General features: G+C 53.6%; 21 protein-coding genes. 8 read left to right on the forward strand and 13 right to left on the reverse strand.

Going from position 1 to position 17,174, the window contains the following annotated elements:
- Positions 1–50: 50 nt before the first annotated feature.
- The 9 genes from flgJ to flgB are packed head-to-tail and all read right to left on the reverse strand — an operon-like array spanning position 51 to position 7,254.
- Positions 51–1,001 (reverse strand): flagellar assembly peptidoglycan hydrolase FlgJ, encoded by a 951-nt coding sequence (flgJ, locus tag GFC06_RS18940; protein WP_016152632.1) that lies wholly within the window; start codon positions 999–1,001, stop codon positions 51–53.
- The gene (locus GFC06_RS18945; RefSeq protein ID WP_019076467.1) at positions 1,001–2,077 is read right to left on the reverse strand and encodes a flagellar basal body P-ring protein FlgI; all 1,077 of its coding nucleotides are present in this window, start codon (positions 2,075–2,077) and stop codon (positions 1,001–1,003) included. The genes flgJ and GFC06_RS18945 overlap by 1 nt, the downstream gene beginning before the upstream one ends.
- Before the next feature lie 33 nt (positions 2,078–2,110).
- Positions 2,111–2,809 (reverse strand): flagellar basal body L-ring protein FlgH, encoded by a 699-nt coding sequence (gene flgH / locus GFC06_RS18950; RefSeq protein WP_016152630.1) that lies wholly within the window; start codon positions 2,807–2,809, stop codon positions 2,111–2,113.
- A 57-nt stretch (positions 2,810–2,866) separates the two neighbouring features.
- Positions 2,867–3,649, reverse strand: coding sequence for a flagellar basal-body rod protein FlgG (flgG, locus tag GFC06_RS18955; RefSeq protein ID WP_003036202.1), 783 nt, complete (start codon positions 3,647–3,649; stop codon positions 2,867–2,869).
- A gap of 13 nt (positions 3,650–3,662) precedes the next feature.
- Complete coding sequence (locus GFC06_RS18960; protein WP_016156188.1) at positions 3,663–4,418, reverse strand: flagellar basal body rod protein FlgF; 756 nt, start codon at positions 4,416–4,418, stop codon at positions 3,663–3,665.
- A gap of 20 nt (positions 4,419–4,438) precedes the next feature.
- On the reverse strand, positions 4,439–5,692 hold the full coding sequence (gene flgE / locus GFC06_RS18965) for a flagellar hook protein FlgE (RefSeq protein WP_153690524.1): 1,254 nt from the start codon (positions 5,690–5,692) through the stop codon (positions 4,439–4,441).
- Between the two features lie 26 nt (positions 5,693–5,718).
- On the reverse strand, positions 5,719–6,417 hold the full coding sequence (flgD, locus tag GFC06_RS18970) for a flagellar hook assembly protein FlgD (RefSeq protein WP_016152627.1): 699 nt from the start codon (positions 6,415–6,417) through the stop codon (positions 5,719–5,721).
- Positions 6,418–6,429: 12 nt separating this feature from the next.
- Entirely contained in the window at positions 6,430–6,834 is a 405-nt protein-coding gene (flgC, locus tag GFC06_RS18975; protein WP_006685091.1) for a flagellar basal body rod protein FlgC, read from the reverse strand.
- 3 nt (positions 6,835–6,837) lie between these two features.
- Positions 6,838–7,254 (reverse strand): flagellar basal body rod protein FlgB, encoded by a 417-nt coding sequence (flgB, locus tag GFC06_RS18980; RefSeq protein ID WP_016152626.1) that lies wholly within the window; start codon positions 7,252–7,254, stop codon positions 6,838–6,840.
- A gap of 157 nt (positions 7,255–7,411) precedes the next feature.
- Here flgB and flgA point away from each other — a divergent pair, with 157 nt between their 5' ends.
- From flgA to flgN, 3 genes are all read left to right on the forward strand, one after another.
- Positions 7,412–8,071, forward strand: a complete 660-nt coding sequence (flgA, locus tag GFC06_RS18985; protein ID WP_016156187.1) for a flagellar basal body P-ring formation chaperone FlgA — start codon at positions 7,412–7,414, stop codon at positions 8,069–8,071.
- Positions 8,072–8,164: 93 nt separating this feature from the next.
- On the forward strand, positions 8,165–8,458 hold the full coding sequence (flgM, locus tag GFC06_RS18990; protein ID WP_153690525.1) for a flagellar biosynthesis anti-sigma factor FlgM: 294 nt from the start codon (positions 8,165–8,167) through the stop codon (positions 8,456–8,458).
- Between the two features lie 3 nt (positions 8,459–8,461).
- Complete coding sequence (gene flgN / locus GFC06_RS18995) at positions 8,462–8,884, forward strand: flagella biosynthesis chaperone FlgN (RefSeq protein ID WP_016152623.1); 423 nt, start codon at positions 8,462–8,464, stop codon at positions 8,882–8,884.
- A gap of 84 nt (positions 8,885–8,968) precedes the next feature.
- Here the strand turns inward: flgN and murJ are convergent, their stop codons facing one another.
- The 4 genes from murJ to rimJ form a co-directional block, all read right to left on the reverse strand.
- Positions 8,969–10,504: a murein biosynthesis integral membrane protein MurJ gene (gene murJ, locus GFC06_RS19000; protein ID WP_016152622.1), complete on the reverse strand. Its 1,536-nt coding sequence runs from the start codon at positions 10,502–10,504 to the stop codon at positions 8,969–8,971.
- 223 nt (positions 10,505–10,727) lie between these two features.
- On the reverse strand, positions 10,728–11,651 hold the full coding sequence (locus GFC06_RS19005) for a Gfo/Idh/MocA family protein (protein WP_153690526.1): 924 nt from the start codon (positions 11,649–11,651) through the stop codon (positions 10,728–10,730).
- A gap of 1 nt (position 11,652) precedes the next feature.
- A complete protein-coding gene (locus GFC06_RS19010) occupies positions 11,653–12,300 on the reverse strand; it encodes a YceH family protein (protein ID WP_047501063.1) in 648 nt (215 codons plus the stop codon).
- 34 nt (positions 12,301–12,334) lie between these two features.
- Positions 12,335–12,919, reverse strand: a complete 585-nt coding sequence (gene rimJ, locus GFC06_RS19015) for a ribosomal protein S5-alanine N-acetyltransferase (protein ID WP_153690527.1) — start codon at positions 12,917–12,919, stop codon at positions 12,335–12,337.
- A gap of 259 nt (positions 12,920–13,178) precedes the next feature.
- On the opposite strand from rimJ, the gene mdtH reads away from it, so the two are divergent.
- From mdtH to bssS, 5 genes are all read left to right on the forward strand, one after another.
- Positions 13,179–14,387: a multidrug efflux MFS transporter MdtH gene (gene mdtH, locus GFC06_RS19020; protein WP_016156184.1), complete on the forward strand. Its 1,209-nt coding sequence runs from the start codon at positions 13,179–13,181 to the stop codon at positions 14,385–14,387.
- A 114-nt stretch (positions 14,388–14,501) separates the two neighbouring features.
- The gene (locus tag GFC06_RS19025; RefSeq protein ID WP_016152618.1) at positions 14,502–15,062 is read left to right on the forward strand and encodes a lipoprotein; all 561 of its coding nucleotides are present in this window, start codon (positions 14,502–14,504) and stop codon (positions 15,060–15,062) included.
- A gap of 105 nt (positions 15,063–15,167) precedes the next feature.
- Complete coding sequence (gene pyrC, locus GFC06_RS19030) at positions 15,168–16,214, forward strand: dihydroorotase (protein WP_153690528.1); 1,047 nt, start codon at positions 15,168–15,170, stop codon at positions 16,212–16,214.
- Between the two features lie 65 nt (positions 16,215–16,279).
- Positions 16,280–16,525, forward strand: coding sequence for a DNA damage-inducible protein I (dinI, locus tag GFC06_RS19035; protein WP_003036157.1), 246 nt, complete (start codon positions 16,280–16,282; stop codon positions 16,523–16,525).
- A 339-nt stretch (positions 16,526–16,864) separates the two neighbouring features.
- Positions 16,865–17,119 carry a biofilm formation regulator BssS gene (gene bssS / locus GFC06_RS19040; protein ID WP_003036154.1) on the forward strand — a complete coding sequence of 85 codons (255 nt, stop codon included), beginning with the start codon at positions 16,865–16,867 and terminating at the stop codon, positions 17,117–17,119.
- Positions 17,120–17,174 lie beyond the last annotated feature (55 nt).

Genomic DNA, 17,174 nt, shown 5'->3' on the forward strand with positions numbered 1-17,174 from the left:
ATCCTTCAATACTCGTTATTATCGGCAGCAGGTTGGTAGACTTGAGCTATTTAAAAGAGATTATCGATATTCGTACTGTAGGTTTTGCTCACTTTTTCGCTCATCGATTTCAACTGCTGGATCATGCTGGTTAATTTACGCGCATAGTTAGGGTCAGTCGCGTAACCGGCATTCTGCAAAGCCTGTGCCCCCTGCTCGGCGGTAGCAGCGGCGGTTACCGCCGCATAGCGCGGGTTACGCGATATCAGACCGACATAATCCGACAGTGCCTCAAGGTAAGAGCTATAGACGCGGAATCGGGCTTTCACCTTTTTCGCCTCGCCGTTTTCATATTCGGTGGTGGTGATTTCGGTGGTTGGGCCTTTCCAGCTTCCCGAAGCTTTCACGCCAAAAATGTTAAAGCTCGGTTCACCGTTCTCACGCCGGATTTGTCGCTGGCCCCATCCGGACTCCAGCGCCGCCTGCGCCAGAATCAGATGATGCGGAACCCCGCTTTGCTGACTTGCCAGCTTAGCCGGCAGCGATAGCTGGGCGAGGAAGTCTTTACTGTCACCTGACAGCGGCTCATCATTGCTTTCCGTCGCGCGGGGAATGGCTTTACGGACCAGTTGCGTCAGCGCCTGGTTTTGATAGCTGGTCACCGTTTCCAGAGAGAACTTCATTGGCACCTGCGGCGCATCGTCTGCGGGTTGCGCCTGCCCTTCAGTCATCTGCTTAACCATCATTTCAGCCAGTCCCAGACCTTTACCTGCGGTCATCTGCTGCGCAATTTGTTGGTCATACATGCTGGTATACAAACGTGTCGAATCACTGCTAAAAACGCCATCTTTCGGCAGCGCTTCACGCATGCTTTTCAGCATCATTTGTACGAACATCCCTTCAACCTGACGGGCAACCGGGCGGATATTCGCCGCCGGGTCCTGACCCGCTTTCGCTTTCAGTTCGTTCAGTGATTGCGCATCCCAGGCGGCACTGGTCAGCAGTTTGCTGTCACCAATCATTAGATGATTTCCAGTTTGGCGCGTAAGCATCCCGCGCTCTGCATCGATTGCAGAATGGACATCAGATCCATCGGCGTTGCCCCTAGCGCATTAAGCGCACGCACAACGTTGTTCAGGTTGGCGCTGGAACGCACGCTTTGCAGCGAACCGCCGCTCTGGCGCAGATCGATCTGGGTTTGAGGCGTCACCACGGTCTGTCCACCGCCAAACGGTGTATCCGGCTGGCTGACGTTCGCCTGGCGGTTTACTGTTATCGACAAGTTGCCTTGCGCGACGGCACAGCTATCCAGTGTGACTTCACGGTTCATAACGACGGATCCAGTGCGCGAGTTGATAATCACTTTCGCATCCTGCGGCGTGACGTTCACCTCCATATTCTGGATGTCAGCCAGGAAACGCACCTGCGAACTGTTGCCGCTTGGCACGCGTACCTGAATCGTCCGGGCGTCCAGCGCAGTGGCGCTACCAAAGCCGCGCGAACGGTTAATGGTGTCGGTTATCTGCTGCGCCATAGTGAAATCTTCATTATTGAGCTGCAGATTAATGGTGTTACCGCCACCGAACTGGCTGGGTAATTCACGTTCGATGGTCGCGCCGTTGGTAATACGTCCGCCATTGAGCTGGTTTACCTGCACGCTGCTGCCACCCGCAGCCGCGCCTGCACCGCCTACAAGAATATTCCCCTGCGCCAGCGCATATACCTGGCTATCGACCCCTTTCAGCGGGGTCATCAGCAGCGTACCGCCGCGCAGGCTTTTGGCGTTCCCCATGGAAGAGACCACCACGTCAATGGTTTGCCCCTGACGACCAAAGGCCGGGAATTGCGCGGTCACCATCACCGCCGCCACGTTTTTCAGTTGCATATTGGTGCCGGTTGGCACGGTAATTCCCAACTGCGAAAGCATGTTGTTGAGCGTTTGCGTAGTAAACGGCGTCTGCGTAGTCTGGTCACCCGTGCCATCCAAACCGACCACCAGCCCATAACCGATCAACGAGTTTTCCCGCACGCCCTGAACGCTGGTCAGGTCACGAATACGGTCGGCATGCGCAAAGGTGGTTATCAGCACCAGTACCATTCCAACTAAAGATTTAAACACTGGCTACCTCGCTTACATCGGCGACAAGTTAAGGAAGAAACGCTGCAACCAGCCCATATTCTGCGCTTCATTGATGTAGCCGTTGCCGACATACTCAATACGTGCGTCCGCAACCTGAGTTGACGGTACGGAGTTGCTGCCACTGATGGTGCGCGGGTTAACGACCCCGGAGAAGCGAATGAATTCAGTGCCCTGATTAATGGCGATCTGTTTTTCCCCCACAACATGTAAGTTGCCATTCACCAGTACCTGATCGACCGTTACGGTCAGGGTACCGCTGAAGGTATTGCTGGCGTTCGCGCCGCCTTTACCGTTAAAGGTGTTACCGCCTGAAGCTTCTACGTCAGCACGCTCGTTGCCAAACAGTCCTTGCAAATAACGCGGTACGGTATCAAAGCCAAAGTTGGTTTTGCCGTCGCGGCTGGCATTAGCCGAAGAACTTTTGCTCGCGCTGACGTTTTCCTGCAATACGATGGTCAACGTATCGCCAATATTGCGCGGACGGCGGTCTTCGAATAACGGCTGATAACCGTAGTTAATCGGTTGGGCCGACTGGAAGATTGATCCATTCGCCACCGGCGTCGGGCCAGGAACAGGCTGGGCAGACGTTGCGCCCTGCACGAGGGGCGTGGCCGGGATCCAGGCGCATCCTGTCAATGAAACCACCAACAGGGCTAAAATTGGGTATGGGTGAAGCGCGTATTTTCGCATTGCGGTCATCTTCAAAATCAGTGTGCCGGTGAGGCTTTCACCCCACCGGGCCACACTTTAGAGTTGCGTCAGTTTTTGCAGCATCTGATCGGTGGTCGATACCGCTTTACTGTTGATTTCGTAAGCGCGCTGAACCTGGATCATGTTAACCAGCTCTTCCGCCACGTTGACGTTAGAGGTTTCAACATAACCCTGGTACAGCAGACCCGCGCCGTTCAGCCCCGGAGTGCTCTCATTCGGCGCACCGGATGACTGCGTTTCGGTGTACAGATTCTCACCAATGCTTTCCAGACCGGTATCGTTCATAAAAGTAGTCAGGTTAAGCTGCCCTACCTGAACCGGTGCTGCCTGGCCCTGCTGGGTTACGCTGACGATACCGTCGCGTCCAATGGTGATACTGAGCGAGTTAGCCGGGATGGTGATAGCCGGCTGAACCTGAAAACCACCCGCAGTCACCAGTTGACCGTTCTGATCCACCTGGAAAGAACCGTCACGGGTGTAGGCGGACGTGCCATCAGGCAGCATGACCTGGAAAAAGCCCTGCCCTTTAATCGCCACATCTTTACTGTTGTTGGTCTGCGACAGATTCCCCTGGCTGTGTAAACGCTCGGTCGCGACCGGGCGCACACCGGTACCAATCTGCAAACCAGACGGCAGTGTGGTTTGTTCAGAAGACTGTGCGCCAGGCTGGCGAATCGTCTGGTACAACAGATCTTCAAACACGGCACGTTGACGCTTAAATCCGTTGGTGCTGACGTTTGCCAGGTTGTTGGCAATCACATCCATGTTGGTTTGCTGTGCATCCAGGCCGGTTTTGGCGATCCATAATGAACTGATCATAAAATGTCCTGTATTAACTCATCGACAGCAGTTGGTTGGCGCGACCCGCGTTATCATCCACGCTACTGATAATCTTCATTTGCATTTCGAAACGACGGGCGTTGGCGATCATGTCACTCATCGCGGCTACCGGCTTAACGTTACTGCCTTCCAGCACACCCGACATAACGCGAATGCTGGGGTCGGCCTGTAACGTAGCGCCACGGGTAGCCTGCGCGGCCTGGGTCAGACGGAACATACCGTCATCGCCACGTTGCACTTCACTCCCCGTGGCCTTCACCAGTTTCAGTCGCCCAACTGGCGCAACGGTGTTAGCCGGATCGCCAGGGTTGAGCGCCGAGATCGTGCCGTCTGCCGCAATGGTGACTTCTGAACCTTCCGGTACGGCTATTGGTCCGGCTTCGCCAATCACCGGGTGTCCCTGAATGGTCAGTTCCCCCGTAGGGCTTACCTGAATGGCGCCATTTCGGGTATATCCTTCGCTACCGTCCGCGGTCTGCACAGCCAACCAGCCATCCTGTTGCAGCGCCACGTCCAGCGGACGTGAGGTATAGTCCATCTGACCCGGTGTCATATCGGCCCCCGGCGTGGAGGCCACCACCAGCGTACGCGTCGGTAAAGACAATCCTTCAACGGGAACCGCGCGCAGCGCATTGAGCTGCGCACGAAAACCCGGCGTTGAAGCGTTTGCCAGGTTGCTGGCCGTCACCGCTTGTTGATTCAGCGTCTGACTGGCCGCGCCCATGGCGGTATAAATTGCGTGATCCATTAAGCCATCCCGTCAGGCGCTTAGCGCAGGTTGACCAGCGTGTTGAGGATCTGGTCCTGGGTTTTGATGGTCTGCGCGTTCGACTGATAGTTACGCTGGGCGACGATCATATTCACCAGTTCTTTACTCAAATCCACGTTTGATGCTTCCAGCGCGCCGTTGGTCAGCTTGCCGAAGTTACCCTCGCCTGCGGTACCCAGCAGCGCCACGCCGGAAGACTGAGTAGCTGCCCAAACGTTGTCACCCTGAGAAGCCAGACCTTCGTTGTTGGCAAAGTTTGCCAGCACGATCTGCCCCAGAACCTGTTGCTGTTCGTTGGAGTAGTTACCGACCACAGTACCGTCATTGTTAATCTGGTAGCTCACCAGGTCGCCCGGCTTATAGCCATTCTGATTCGTGGCAACGATGTTGTTGGCGCCAGTGTTCTGCTGCATGGAGTTCAGGAAGCTCAGAGAGAAATTTGCCGCATCAGCACCGTTAATCTGCCCGGTTGTGATGTTGATTTCCTTTGGCCAGACGGTAGGAGGCGTCGGTACCGCCTCGGCGGCTGTGGCGCTAATCCCTAAGAACACACCATTTTCATTAAAGCGCATAAACCCTGCTGATTTTGCAGCGGCTCCGGTTGAAGCATCCTGTGTGTGAACTTCCCAGGTGTTGCTCTGCGCATTTTTGACATAAAAAATATTCATGTCGTGGGCGTTACCCTGGCTATCGAAAACGGTAACTGAGCCTTTTTTGTTGTAGGAATCCGCATCGCTTGGATTAAACGGGGTCTTCGTTGGCACCTTGTCAGTGGAGTTCAGGTTGATCTGCATTGACGCAGTCGTGGTGGTTTTAGCCGCCATCAGCGTATTCGGGATAGTGATCGGCGCCGGGTTAGCACCTTGCTGTATCGTTGGCGGTGTACCGGTAGCCGGATAGCCCGTCAGCTGTAGCCCCTGCATGTTGACGATATTGCGGTTTTCATCGAGCTTGAACTGACCGTTACGGCTGTAGAAAACGGAACCGTTGCTGTCTACCATGCGGAAAAAACCGTTCTGGCTGATAGCGACATCCAGCCCGCGACCGGTGTTGGTCGTGGTACCGTCGGTAAAGTCCTGGGTAATGCCCGCAACTTTAACGCCCAGTCCTACTTTAGAACCGGCGAACATATCGGCAAAAGAGGCCGTACCGGATTTAAAACCGTAGGTGGCGGAGTTGGCGATGTTGTTACCAATGACATCGAGGTTGGTCGCTGCAGCGTTCAGACCGCTGACCGCTTGTGAAAAGGCCATGACTTACTCCTGATAAGTGTGAAGGCTTAAATGATCTGCCGTACTTCGTCGAGGGTGGTGGTTCCATAGGTGCCCAGATCCAGCGTATTACCGCCGTTGCTGCGAATAACGCCCTGCACCAGCGCAAACTGAAGCGGCTGAGCCACCAGTTGTGTTCCGCCATTACTGGCAGCAATTGACACGTTGTAAGAACCGCTTGGCGCATCCGTGCCATCGGTCATGGTGCCGTCCCAGGTAAAGGTATGAACGCCCGCTTTCAACCCACCAATATCAATGGTGCGTACCACCTTGCCGTCTTTATCGGTAATGGTTGCGGTAACCTTATCTGCCGGTTGCTGCAGTTCAACGCCAAACGGCGTGGTGGTGGTTTTTGCGCCCTCTTCCGTACCTTTACCGGTCAGGATGGTGGTGCCTGGGATCATGACACCGTGGCCAATCAACGTACTGGCCTGCAGCGACTGACTGTTGTCGATCTGCCCGGAGATCGATCCCAGCGTGGTGTTCAGTTTCTCAATTCCGCTCACGGTACTGATTTGCGCCAACTGGGTGGTCAGTTCGTTGTTTTGCAGCGGGTTGGTTGGATCCTGGTTTTTCAGCTGTGCAACCAGCAGCGTAAGGAAGCTGCTTTGCAGGTCCGCGGCGTTGCTGCCCGTCAGCGAACTCTTCCCCGTTGCGTCATTCACACCCGTCGTGCTCGGGTCATTCATTTTTACAGCAATAGACATGTGCGCCTCCTTTTACTGGCCTAGCGTCAGCGTTTTGAGCATCAAGCTTTTCACCGTATTGAGCACTTCAACGTTTGCCTGGTAGCTACGCGAGGCTGACATGGTGTTGACCATTTCGCCGACGACGTCCACATTCGGCATTTTTACGTAACCGTTCGCATCGGCCAGCGGATTACCGGGTTCATAAACCAGCTTATCCGGCGCCTGGCTTTCAATGACGTCAGCGACTTTTACGCCACCGGTTGCCGCACCTGGCGCGGCATCTACCTGAAAAACAACCTGCTTCGCGCGATAGGGCTGACCGTCAGGTCCGGTGACGCTATCCGCATTCGCCATGTTGCTGGCCGCCACGTTCAGGCGCTTAGACTGAGCCGTCAGCGCAGAGCCTGCGATATCAAAAATATTTAACAGCGCCACGAATTAGTTCCCTCCTTGCAGCACGTTCATCATGCCTTTGATTTGTCCACCCAACGCGGTCAGCCCCATTTGATACTTGAGGCTGTTGTCTGCAAATTGCGTACGCTCCCGGTCCATATCTACCGTGTTGCCATCGAGAGACGGCTGATCAGGAATGCGGTAGAGCAGTTCCGTAGAAGGAGCGGAAACGGTCTGGGCCGGAATGTGTTGTGCAGAGGTCAGCGTCAACGAGACACCGCCGGTTTCTTCCCGTCCTCGCACCATGACTTTTTTTAATTCACTGGCGAAATCCAGGTCGCGCGCCTGATACCCCGGCGTGTCGGCATTGGCTATGTTGGCCGCCAATACTTCCTGGCGTTGGGCGCGCAAATTCAGCGCTTCCTGTTGAAAACGTAAGGCGGCGTCGAGCTTATCGAGCATATCTCCTCCGCAAATGACAAAATTCAGCCGACAGCTTAAATCCCATTACGCGCGCGTTATCGCCGGAATAAACGCAAAATGCGTCGCTATTTGTTGCGTTGATGACTGCGTCACACAGGTAGAATCCTGTCACTACCTGAAAAAGCGCGAGGTTTTGATGCAAACGTTTAAACGTGGAGTCGTCGTGGCAGCACTGCTGTTCAGTCCTATGACGCTGGCGCAAGACCTGAATTCACAGCTGACGGCATGGTTTTCCCAGCGACTGGCCGGATTTAGCGATGAGGTCGTCGTTACTATCCGAACGTCGCCAAACTTATTGCCGAGCTGCGAACAACCGGCATTAAGCGTGTCCGGGAGTGCAAAATTGTGGGGTAATGTGAACGTGCTGGCGCGCTGCGCCAACGAGAAACGTTATCTGCAGGTGAACGTGCAGGCCACGGGAAACTACGTTGTTGCCGCCGCGCCCGTCGCTCGGGGTAGCGCCCTGACTTCGGCCAGCGTAACGCTAAAACGAGGTCGACTGGACCAACTCCCTCCGCGCGCCGTGCTGGATATGAATCAGGTGCAGGATGCCGTAAGCCTGCGCGATCTGGTGCCTGGTCAGCCGATACAGCTTTCCATGTTGCGCCAGGCATGGCGAATCAAGGCCGGTCAGCGCGTCCTGGTTATCGCCAACGGAGATGGCTTTCGGGTGAATGCCGAAGGTAAAGCGCTGAACAATGCCGCCGTCGCCCAGAATGCCCGAGTACGGATGATTTCAGGCCAGGTGGTGAGCGGTGTCGTCGATTCTGATGGGAATATTCTTATTAACCTATAATAGGTTAAAGATTTTTTAGCGTGTGCCGATAGATAAACAACCAATGATTACAGCGGGCCGCTATAGCGTAACCCCTCGATGAGGATAAACAAAATGAGCATTGATCGTACCTCACCATTGAAGCCAGTAAGTACCGTTCAGCCACGTGAAACCAGCGATGCGCCGGTACAAAAAACGCGGAAGGAAAAAACCACCACCACCACCAGCACCAGCGTCATGCTGAGCGACGCCCAGGCCAAACTGATGCAGCCCGGCACCAATGACATCAATATGGAACGCGTGGAAGCACTAAAAACCGCAATCCGGAATGGCGAGCTGAAAATGGACACCGGAAAAATTGCCGACTCGCTGATCCGCGAGGCGCAGAGCTACTTACAGAGTAAATAAAGTATGACTCGTTTGTCAGAAATACTTGACCAGATGACGACCGTCCTCAATGACCTGAAAACGGTAATGGATGCTGAACAGCAGCAGCTTTCCGCAGGATATATTAACGGCAGCCAGCTACAGCGTATTACAGAAGAAAAAAGCTCTTTGCTGGCAACCCTTGATTATCTGGAGCAGCAGCGCCGTCTGGAGCATGACGCCACACGCAGCGCCAATGATGAAATTGCCGAGCGTTGGCAGACCATTACCCGGAAAACACAGGACCTACGCGAACTCAACCAGCACAACGGTTGGCTGCTGGAAGGGCAGATCGAGCGCAATCAACAAGCGATTCAAGTGCTGAAACCGCACCAGGAACCGGCGCTGTATGGCGCAAACGGTCAAACCTCTGCTGCGCACCGCGGCGGGAAAAAATTCTCTATCTGATGCTAGCCTGATAACGTTTTGCTTATCAGGCCTACGCGTTTGTAGGCCGGATACGGCGTCATGCCGCCATCCGGCATTAATCTGTTACGCCGTCCGGCGCACAAACTCTTTCACTTTAAAGCCCAGCACCGCGAGCGCAGCGAAGTAAGCAGCAATACCTGCCACCACAACGGCCATCAGACGCAGCAGACGCCATAACATCGTTCCCTGCGACCAGTCCGGCATGATGTAGAGCATCCCAACCAACGCCGCCGACATCACCAGCACAGAAATCACCAGTCGCGCCAGGAACCAGGCCCAACCCGGTTGTGGGGTAAAAATTTTCTGTTTACGCAGTTGCCAGTACAGCAGTGAAGCGTTCAGACACGCCGCCAGACCAATCGACAGCGACAGCCCGGCATGTTTCAGCGGTCCAATAAACGCCAGGTTCATTACCTGGGTCATAATCAGCGTGACAATGGCAATCTTGACTGGCGTTTTAATATCCTGGCGCGAATAAAAACCAGGGGCCAACACTTTCACCACGATCAAGCCAATCAAACCTACCGAGTATGCCACCAGCGCGCGCTGCGTCATCGCTGCGTCAAAGGCGGTAAATTTACCGTACTGGAACAGAGAAACCGTCAGCGGTTTGGCCAGAATCCCCAACGCCACGGCGCTCGGTAATGCCAACAGAAAACACAAACGCAGGCCCCAGTCCATCAGACGGCAATACTCATCATGATTACCGCTGGAAAAACTTTTGGACAGCGAGGGCAGCAGGATAGTCCCCAACGCGACGCCAAGTACGCCAGACGGAAACTCCATCAGACGGTCAGCATAATACATCCATGACACTGAGCCAGAGGCCAGAAATGAAGCGAAAATCGTATTGATGATCAGTGAAATCTGGCTGACAGATACCCCAAGGATCGCCGGGCCCATTTGCTTGACGACGCGCATCGCCCCCGCATCACGGAAGTTCACGCGCGGCAGCACCAGCATGCCAATTTTCTTCAGGTGCGGAAGCTGATAAATCAGCTGTAGCACGCCGCCAACGGTAACGGCCCACGCCAGCGCCAGCACCGGAGGGTGAAAATAAGGAGCAGCAAACAGCGCGAAACCGATCATGCTGATATTCAGAAAGGTCGGCGCAAACGCCGGAATGGAAAAGCGATTCCAGGTATTCAGGATCGCACCCACCAGCGAAGCCAGTGAGATCAGCAGAATATACGGAAAGGTGATCCGTAGCAGTTGAGTGGTCAGCGCAAATTTGTCCGCTGTGTCGGCAAACCCAGGCGCGGTGACTAAAATCACCCACGGGGCAGCCAGCATTCCGGCGACCGTCACCACGGCCAGCGCCAGAGTCAACAGCCCGGAAACGTAAGAGACAAAGACGCGGGTCGCATCCTCACCCTGCTTACTTTTATATTCGGCAAGAATAGGCACAAACGCCTGCGAAAAAGCGCCCTCAGCAAAGATTCGGCGCAGCAGGTTAGGAAGTTTGAATGCCACAAAAAAGGCATCAGTCGCCATCCCTGCGCCAAAGATTCTGGCGACAATCGCATCACGCGCAAAACCCAGCACACGTGAAAACATCGTCATCGAGCTGACGGCTGCCAGCGACTTTAATAAATTCATCTATGTTGTATTCCAGACTCTGAGGCAAAACCCCGACAAACCTGCCCGTAGGTCGGATAAGGCATGATCGCCGCCATCCGGCACTTTTGCTGTGCCTGATGGCGACGCCGTAGCGTCTTATCAGGCCGACAAACCAGCCTATGGTTAAAAAGAGGTGTTATTTTTGAGTTGGCATATAGTACCTGGATTACAATGAATTACTACCGCCAGATGTTACAGGGGGTTATTCAGCCATTGCCTCCCGCCACAGCTTTTCGACAACGCGCTGGGCCAGGAGCGCCTGCTCACCTGCCGTCTGGGGAACCGTCTGATTTTGCACGCACTCAATGAAATGACGTGCGCATCCGGCAAAACCACGCTGTTCCAGGGTAGTTTGCCAGCCTGCTACCGGCTTGTGCATCACTCCTTGCCCGCGCTCTTCCCGCCATTCCCGCATATCCGTAACGTCAATCAGGCCACCATCCGTCACCGCCTGCACGCTCTCGCGCTGGCTACCGGCGCGGCGGTGCATACTGGTCGTTACCTGCATTTGCCCGGCAGAAAAATGGTGCTCCGCATAGAGCATCGCGCCGGATTCATTGGTTAACAGCGTACCGTTATTTAACTGCGCTTTCTCTCCCGCCAGCCACAATGCGGTATCGACAACGTGCAGATAGTCGTCCAGCAGAGTGAAGCGCAGATCGTGCGGTCCGACGCTGTCCGTCCGGTGCTTATCCATGCGTACGGACGCCGCATTGCCCAACTGGGATTTGAGATCCTGATACAGCGGCGCAAATCGACGGTTAAACCCCACCATCAGCGTCAGCTTTTTCCGCTCGGCCAGCTCCACCAATTGTTCAGCTTCGTGCAGGTTTTCCGCCAGCGGTTTATCCACGCACACGTGAACCCCGGCATTCAGCAGTTCGCTGACCACCGCATAGTGCGTTGCGGTACTGGAATGGACGAAAACCGCATCGCAGGTTTGCGCCAGATTAACCAGTGAATCAACGTAAGGTATCCGCCAGGTATGACAGATACGCTGCGCTTTTTCCAGCGAAGGTGAAAATGCCCCTTCCAGTGTCCAGTCTGCACTAGCGCCCAGCACGGGCAGCCAGGCCTTTTGCGCAATCCCGCCGAGCCCGACAACGCCGATACGTAATTTATTCACATCAGTCTCCCAGGTGCGCCAGTAAGGAATCAAGCCGCTGCTTAAGCTCCGCGACGTCTGTTTCCAGCGCTTCAACGCGCGCCTGTAGATCGCCCGAAGCTGCCGGAAGTTCATCTGCCGTGGTCATCGCTTCATCAACGTCACCGCAAAACAGGTGCATATAACGGCTTTCACGTTTGCCCGGCTCACGCGCCAGGCGAACGACATAAGGACCATCTTCCCGGGTTGCCAGTTTCTCCAGTGTCGACTCTACTTCGGCCATATCGCTGAATTCGTACATCCGGGAGGCGCGGCTACGTAGCTCACCTGGTGTTTGAGCGCCGCGCAGCAACAGCGTGGTAATGAGCGCGACTTCCCCCGCGCTGAGCTTAAGATTGCCAAACTCAGAGTTGCAGAAACGCTGCTCATATTTCGTGACGCGATTACCAAAGCCACTCACCGTACGCAGGAAATGCCGTTTCACCAGGTTATCAAGCTGATCCTGCACGTCGGATTCCGACAAGTTCATCACGGGTTCACGATTCGTTTTTTGATTGCAGGCGGTTACGACTCCGTTAACGGAGAGCGGATACTGTTCAGGCGTAGTCACTTGTTTTTCTAATAAACAGCCAATCACCCGTGCTTCGGTGGCGGTTAATTCGTATTTCATCGTCTTCTCCATTAATCATGGCTGCATCTGAAACTTAGCGGCCGGGGGGCCATTCTGATGTGGTCAACGCCGTCAGCACGTGATCGCGCCACTGCCCGTCAATCAGCAGGTAGTCTTTGGCATACCCTTCTTTTTCAAAACCCAGTCGCGCCAGCAGGTCACCGCTGCGTTTATTATGTGGCATGTAGTTAGCCATAATGCGGTGAATATGCTGCGTGCGCTGCATATAGCGGATGGCCGAGGTTAAGGCTTCATACATCAGCCCCTGCCCCTGCCACTTCTGTGCAATGGAGTAACCGAGATAACAGGCGTGGAAAGATCCCCGCACGACGTTCGAGAAGTTCGCGACGCCAATAATCTCTTTTTCTTCCGGATCGAGTAGCGCAAAGTAATAAGCGGTGCCCTGTTTATGAAACTCCGAGATCATGCTCAGACGCGCCTGCCAGCCTGACGGATAACAGTGGCTTTCATCGCGAATAGGCTCCCAGGGTTTTAAGAAATGACGATTTTCTGCGTAATAATCTGCCAGACGCCAGGCATCACGCTCATGCACTAAACGCACGACCAGGCGGTCCGTGGTTAAGCGCACTTTTGGCACGTTACTGCGATAGCCAAACATTCTATACCTACTCCTTCCCGTAACGTCTTCAATACGCTATTCGCATTACTATACCTGCGCAAATACGCCCTGTGAAAAGAGCAAAATGCCATTTTTTGAATTATTCACACATTTTGATGAAAACTCTCTATCAAGACGGACTTTTGATAAAAAAATATTGTCCCGCGAAGGGTGGGAAAAGCGATGACGACACCGCAGAATAGGAGGTGCTTATCTTTTAAACTCTATCCAGAGTGACGAGTTTTTCCCTGGAGGGGAAATGTCGCAAGTCTCGCAGGCAAGGAACCTGGGTAAATACTTCCTTCTTATCGATAACATGCTGGTCGTGCTGGGTTTCTTCGTCGTTTTCCCGCTGATCTCAATTCGTTTTGTCGATCAAATGGGCTGGGCCGCCGTGATGGTCGGTATCGCGCTTGGATTACGTCAATTTATCCAGCAAGGTTTAGGTATCTTCGGCGGTGCTATTGCTGACCGTTTCGGGGCAAAACCGATGATCGTCACCGGCATGCTGATGCGCGCTGCCGGATTCGCCACCATGGGCATTGCCCATGAACCGTGGCTGCTATGGTTTTCCTGCTTTCTTTCCGGGCTGGGCGGCACGTTGTTCGACCCTCCCCGCTCGGCGCTGGTGGTCAAACTGATCCGTCCGGAAAAGCGCGGGCGTTTTTTCTCTATTCTGATGATGCAGGATAGCGCCGGGGCCGTGGTTGGCGCGTTGCTCGGCAGTTGGTTATTGCAATACGATTTCCGTCTGGTGTGTGCCACCGGCGCAATTTTGTTCGTTCTGTGCGCGGCGTTTAACGCCTGGCTACTTCCGGCATGGAAACTGTCAACGGTGAAAATTCCGGTGCGCGAAGGAATGAGCCACGTGATGCATGACAAGCGCTTTGTCACTTATGTGCTGACGCTGGCGGGCTATTACATGCTGGCGGTACAAGTGATGCTGATGCTGCCAATAATGGTAAACGACATCGCTGGCTCACCGGCCGCTGTGAAATGGATGTATGCCATCGAGGCGTGCCTCTCTTTAACGTTGCTCTACCCGATTGCCCGCTGGAGTGAAAAACGCTTTCGCCTTGAGCATCGCCTGATGGCCGGTCTGCTGGTGATGTCTTTAAGCATGATGCCCATCGGCCTGGTCGGGAATTTACAGCAGTTGTTCACCCTGATTTGCACGTTCTATATTGGCTCAATCATCGCCGAACCGGCGCGTGAAACCCTGAGCGCCTCGCTGGCAAATGCACGGGCACGGGGAAGCTATATGGGTTTCAGTCGACTGGGACTCGCCATCGGCGGCGCCATTGGTTATATCGGCGGCGGCTGGCTGTTTGACATGGGTAAAGCCTTGGCACAACCTGAGCTGCCCTGGATGATGCTCGGTATTATCGGCTTCATCACTTTCCTGGCGCTGGGCTGGCAATTCAGTCTCAAACGCCCAACGCGTGGTATGCTGGAGCCTGACGCCTGATAGCCAATCTGGTGTACGCGCATTTTTCAGTTTTTTCTGCTGTTACCCGCTGCGCTGGTGCTCGATGATGCTTTGTGTCACGATTACACCACAAGCATCATGTTGAGGAACCCCATGAAAAAGTTTTTTTTTGCCGCTGCACTAATTGTCAGCGGCCTGTTGGTTGGTTGTAATCAACTCACGCAATACACGGTTAGCGAGCAAGAGATTAATCAGGCCCTGGCGAAGAATAATAACTTTTCAAAAGATATCGGTTTGCCTGGCGTCGCTGAAGCACATATCGTACTGAACAATCTCGCCAGCCAGATAGGCCGTGAAGAACCCAATAAAGTGACGCTGACCGGAGACGCCAACCTGGACATGAACTCCCTGTTTGGCAGTCAGAAAGCGACCATGAAGTTGAAGCTAAAAGCCTTACCGGTTTTCAATAAAGAAAAAGGCGCGATTTATCTGCAAGAAATGGAAGTCGTGGACGCTACCGTCACGCCGGAAAAAATGCAGTCGGTACTGCAAACGCTGATGCCTTATTTAAATCAGTCGCTGCGCAACTATTTCAACCAGCAGCCGGCATACATTCTGCGGGATGACAGCAGCCAGGGGGAAGCGCTGGCGAAAAAACTGGCGAAAGGCATTGAGGTGAAACCGGGAGAAATCATTATCCCGTTCACCGACTAATATGACAGAGGGCGCCGATGCGCCCTTTTTTTTCGTGCAAACGAAAACGTTTCCGCTTATCCTTTGTTTCCGGCAAAAAAGACTATCCTCAGCCGGAGCATATTGATGACTGCACCATCCCAGGTTTTAAAGATCCGCCGCCCAGACGACTGGCATCTTCACTTTCGCGATGGCGACATGTTAAAAACTGTCGTGCCCTATACCAGCGAAGTTTATGGCCGCGCCATTGTCATGCCGAACCTGGCTCCGCCCGTCACCACGGTGGACGCGGCTATCGCTTACCGCCAGCGAGTTCTTGACGCGGTACCTGCCGGACACGACTTCACGCCATTAATGACCTGCTACTTAACGGATACGCTGGATCCCAATGAGCTGGAACGTGGATTCAACGAAGGCGTGTTCACCGCCGCAAAACTCTATCCGGCCAATGCCACCACCAACTCGACGCATGGCGTAACCTCTATTGATGCCATCATGCCAGTGCTGGAACGGATGGAAAAATTGGGTATGCCTCTGCTGGTGCACGGCGAAGTGACGCATGCGGATATCGATATTTTCGATCGCGAGGCGCGCTTTATTGAAACGGTGATGGAACCACTGCGTCAGCGCTTAACTGCGCTGAAAGTGGTGTTCGAACATATCACGACTAAAGATGCTGCCGAATACGTGCGCGACGGCAACGACCTTCTGGCGGCGACCATTACGCCACAGCACCTGATGTTTAACCGCAACCACATGCTGGTCGGCGGGATTCGCCCACATCTGTACTGCCTGCCGATCCTCAAACGTAACGTCCATCAACAGGCGCTGCGTGAGCTGGTCGCCAGCGGGTTTAACCGCGCCTTCCTCGGTACCGACTCAGCGCCGCATGCGCGTCATCGCAAAGAGTCAAGCTGTGGCTGTGCGGGCTGCTTTAATGCGCCGACCGCACTGGGCAGTTATGCCACCGTGTTTGAAGAGATGAATGCACTGGACCATTTTGAAGCCTTCTGCTCACTCAATGGCCCACAGTTCTACGGTTTGCCGGTGAATGAAACCTTTATTGAGCTGGAACGCGTGGAGCACAAAGTCCCGGAGAGCATTGCGCTGCAAGATGATACGCTGGTGCCTTTCCTGGGTGGCGAAACGGTACACTGGTCCGTGAAAAACTAAAAAAAGTGTAGCCAACTGGCGAGAATAACTGTATAAATAAACAGTATATTCCACAGGGGGCTACTATGCGTATTGAAGTCACTATTGCCAAAACTTCACCTTTACCTGCTGGTGCAATTGACGCGCTGGCAGGTGAACTCTCCCGCCGTATTCAGCACCATTTTCCGGATAACGAAGGTAACGTTACCGTCCGTTATGCCGGCGCAAACAATCTGTCGGTTATTGGTGCCACCAAAGAGGATAAAGAACGCATCAGCGAGATCCTCCAGGAGACCTGGGAAAGCGCGGATGACTGGTTCATCAATGAATAAATAATGATATGCAGTGATGTTTGTTTGCCGGGTCGCCCCGGCTTTTTTATACACACCATCTTTTAATCAATAGTTCATTCCTTCTGGCAAACTGATATTTTAATAATAAATTCCTGGCTATCTTTTAACCACAACACCAAAATAATTGTGCAACATGCTTAAAAAAAATGAATAACATGTCGGTTTGTTAGTCAGATAACGCTGAAAACGAAAATTTTATGTGCTTACCTCTTTAAATTTTCAATGAATACCCTTATTTATTGATATACTGAAGTTGCTTCAGAAAAAACGCATTGAACCTCGAAAACCGTTGTCTAGTAACACGAATTAGGGGGCATGATGGAAAAGAATAATGAAGTCATTCAGACTCATCCGTTAGTAGGATGGGACATCAGCACTGTTGATAGCTACGATGCGCTGATGCTGCGTTTGCACTACCAGACCCCGAATCGTCCAGACCCGGATGGGACTGAAGTTGGTCAAACGCTCTGGTTAACCACTGATGTTGCCAGGCAATTTATTTCGATATTAGAAGCAGGAATCGCTAAAATTGAATCCGGCGATTACCAGGTAAATGAGTATCAGCGACATTAAATCTGATACATCCAACCATCAAAAGGCACCTTTCCGGTGCCTTTCTTATTTCCAG

The sequence above is a fragment of the Citrobacter braakii genome, from assembly GCF_009648935.1.
Lineage (GTDB): Bacteria > Pseudomonadota > Gammaproteobacteria > Enterobacterales > Enterobacteriaceae > Citrobacter > Citrobacter braakii.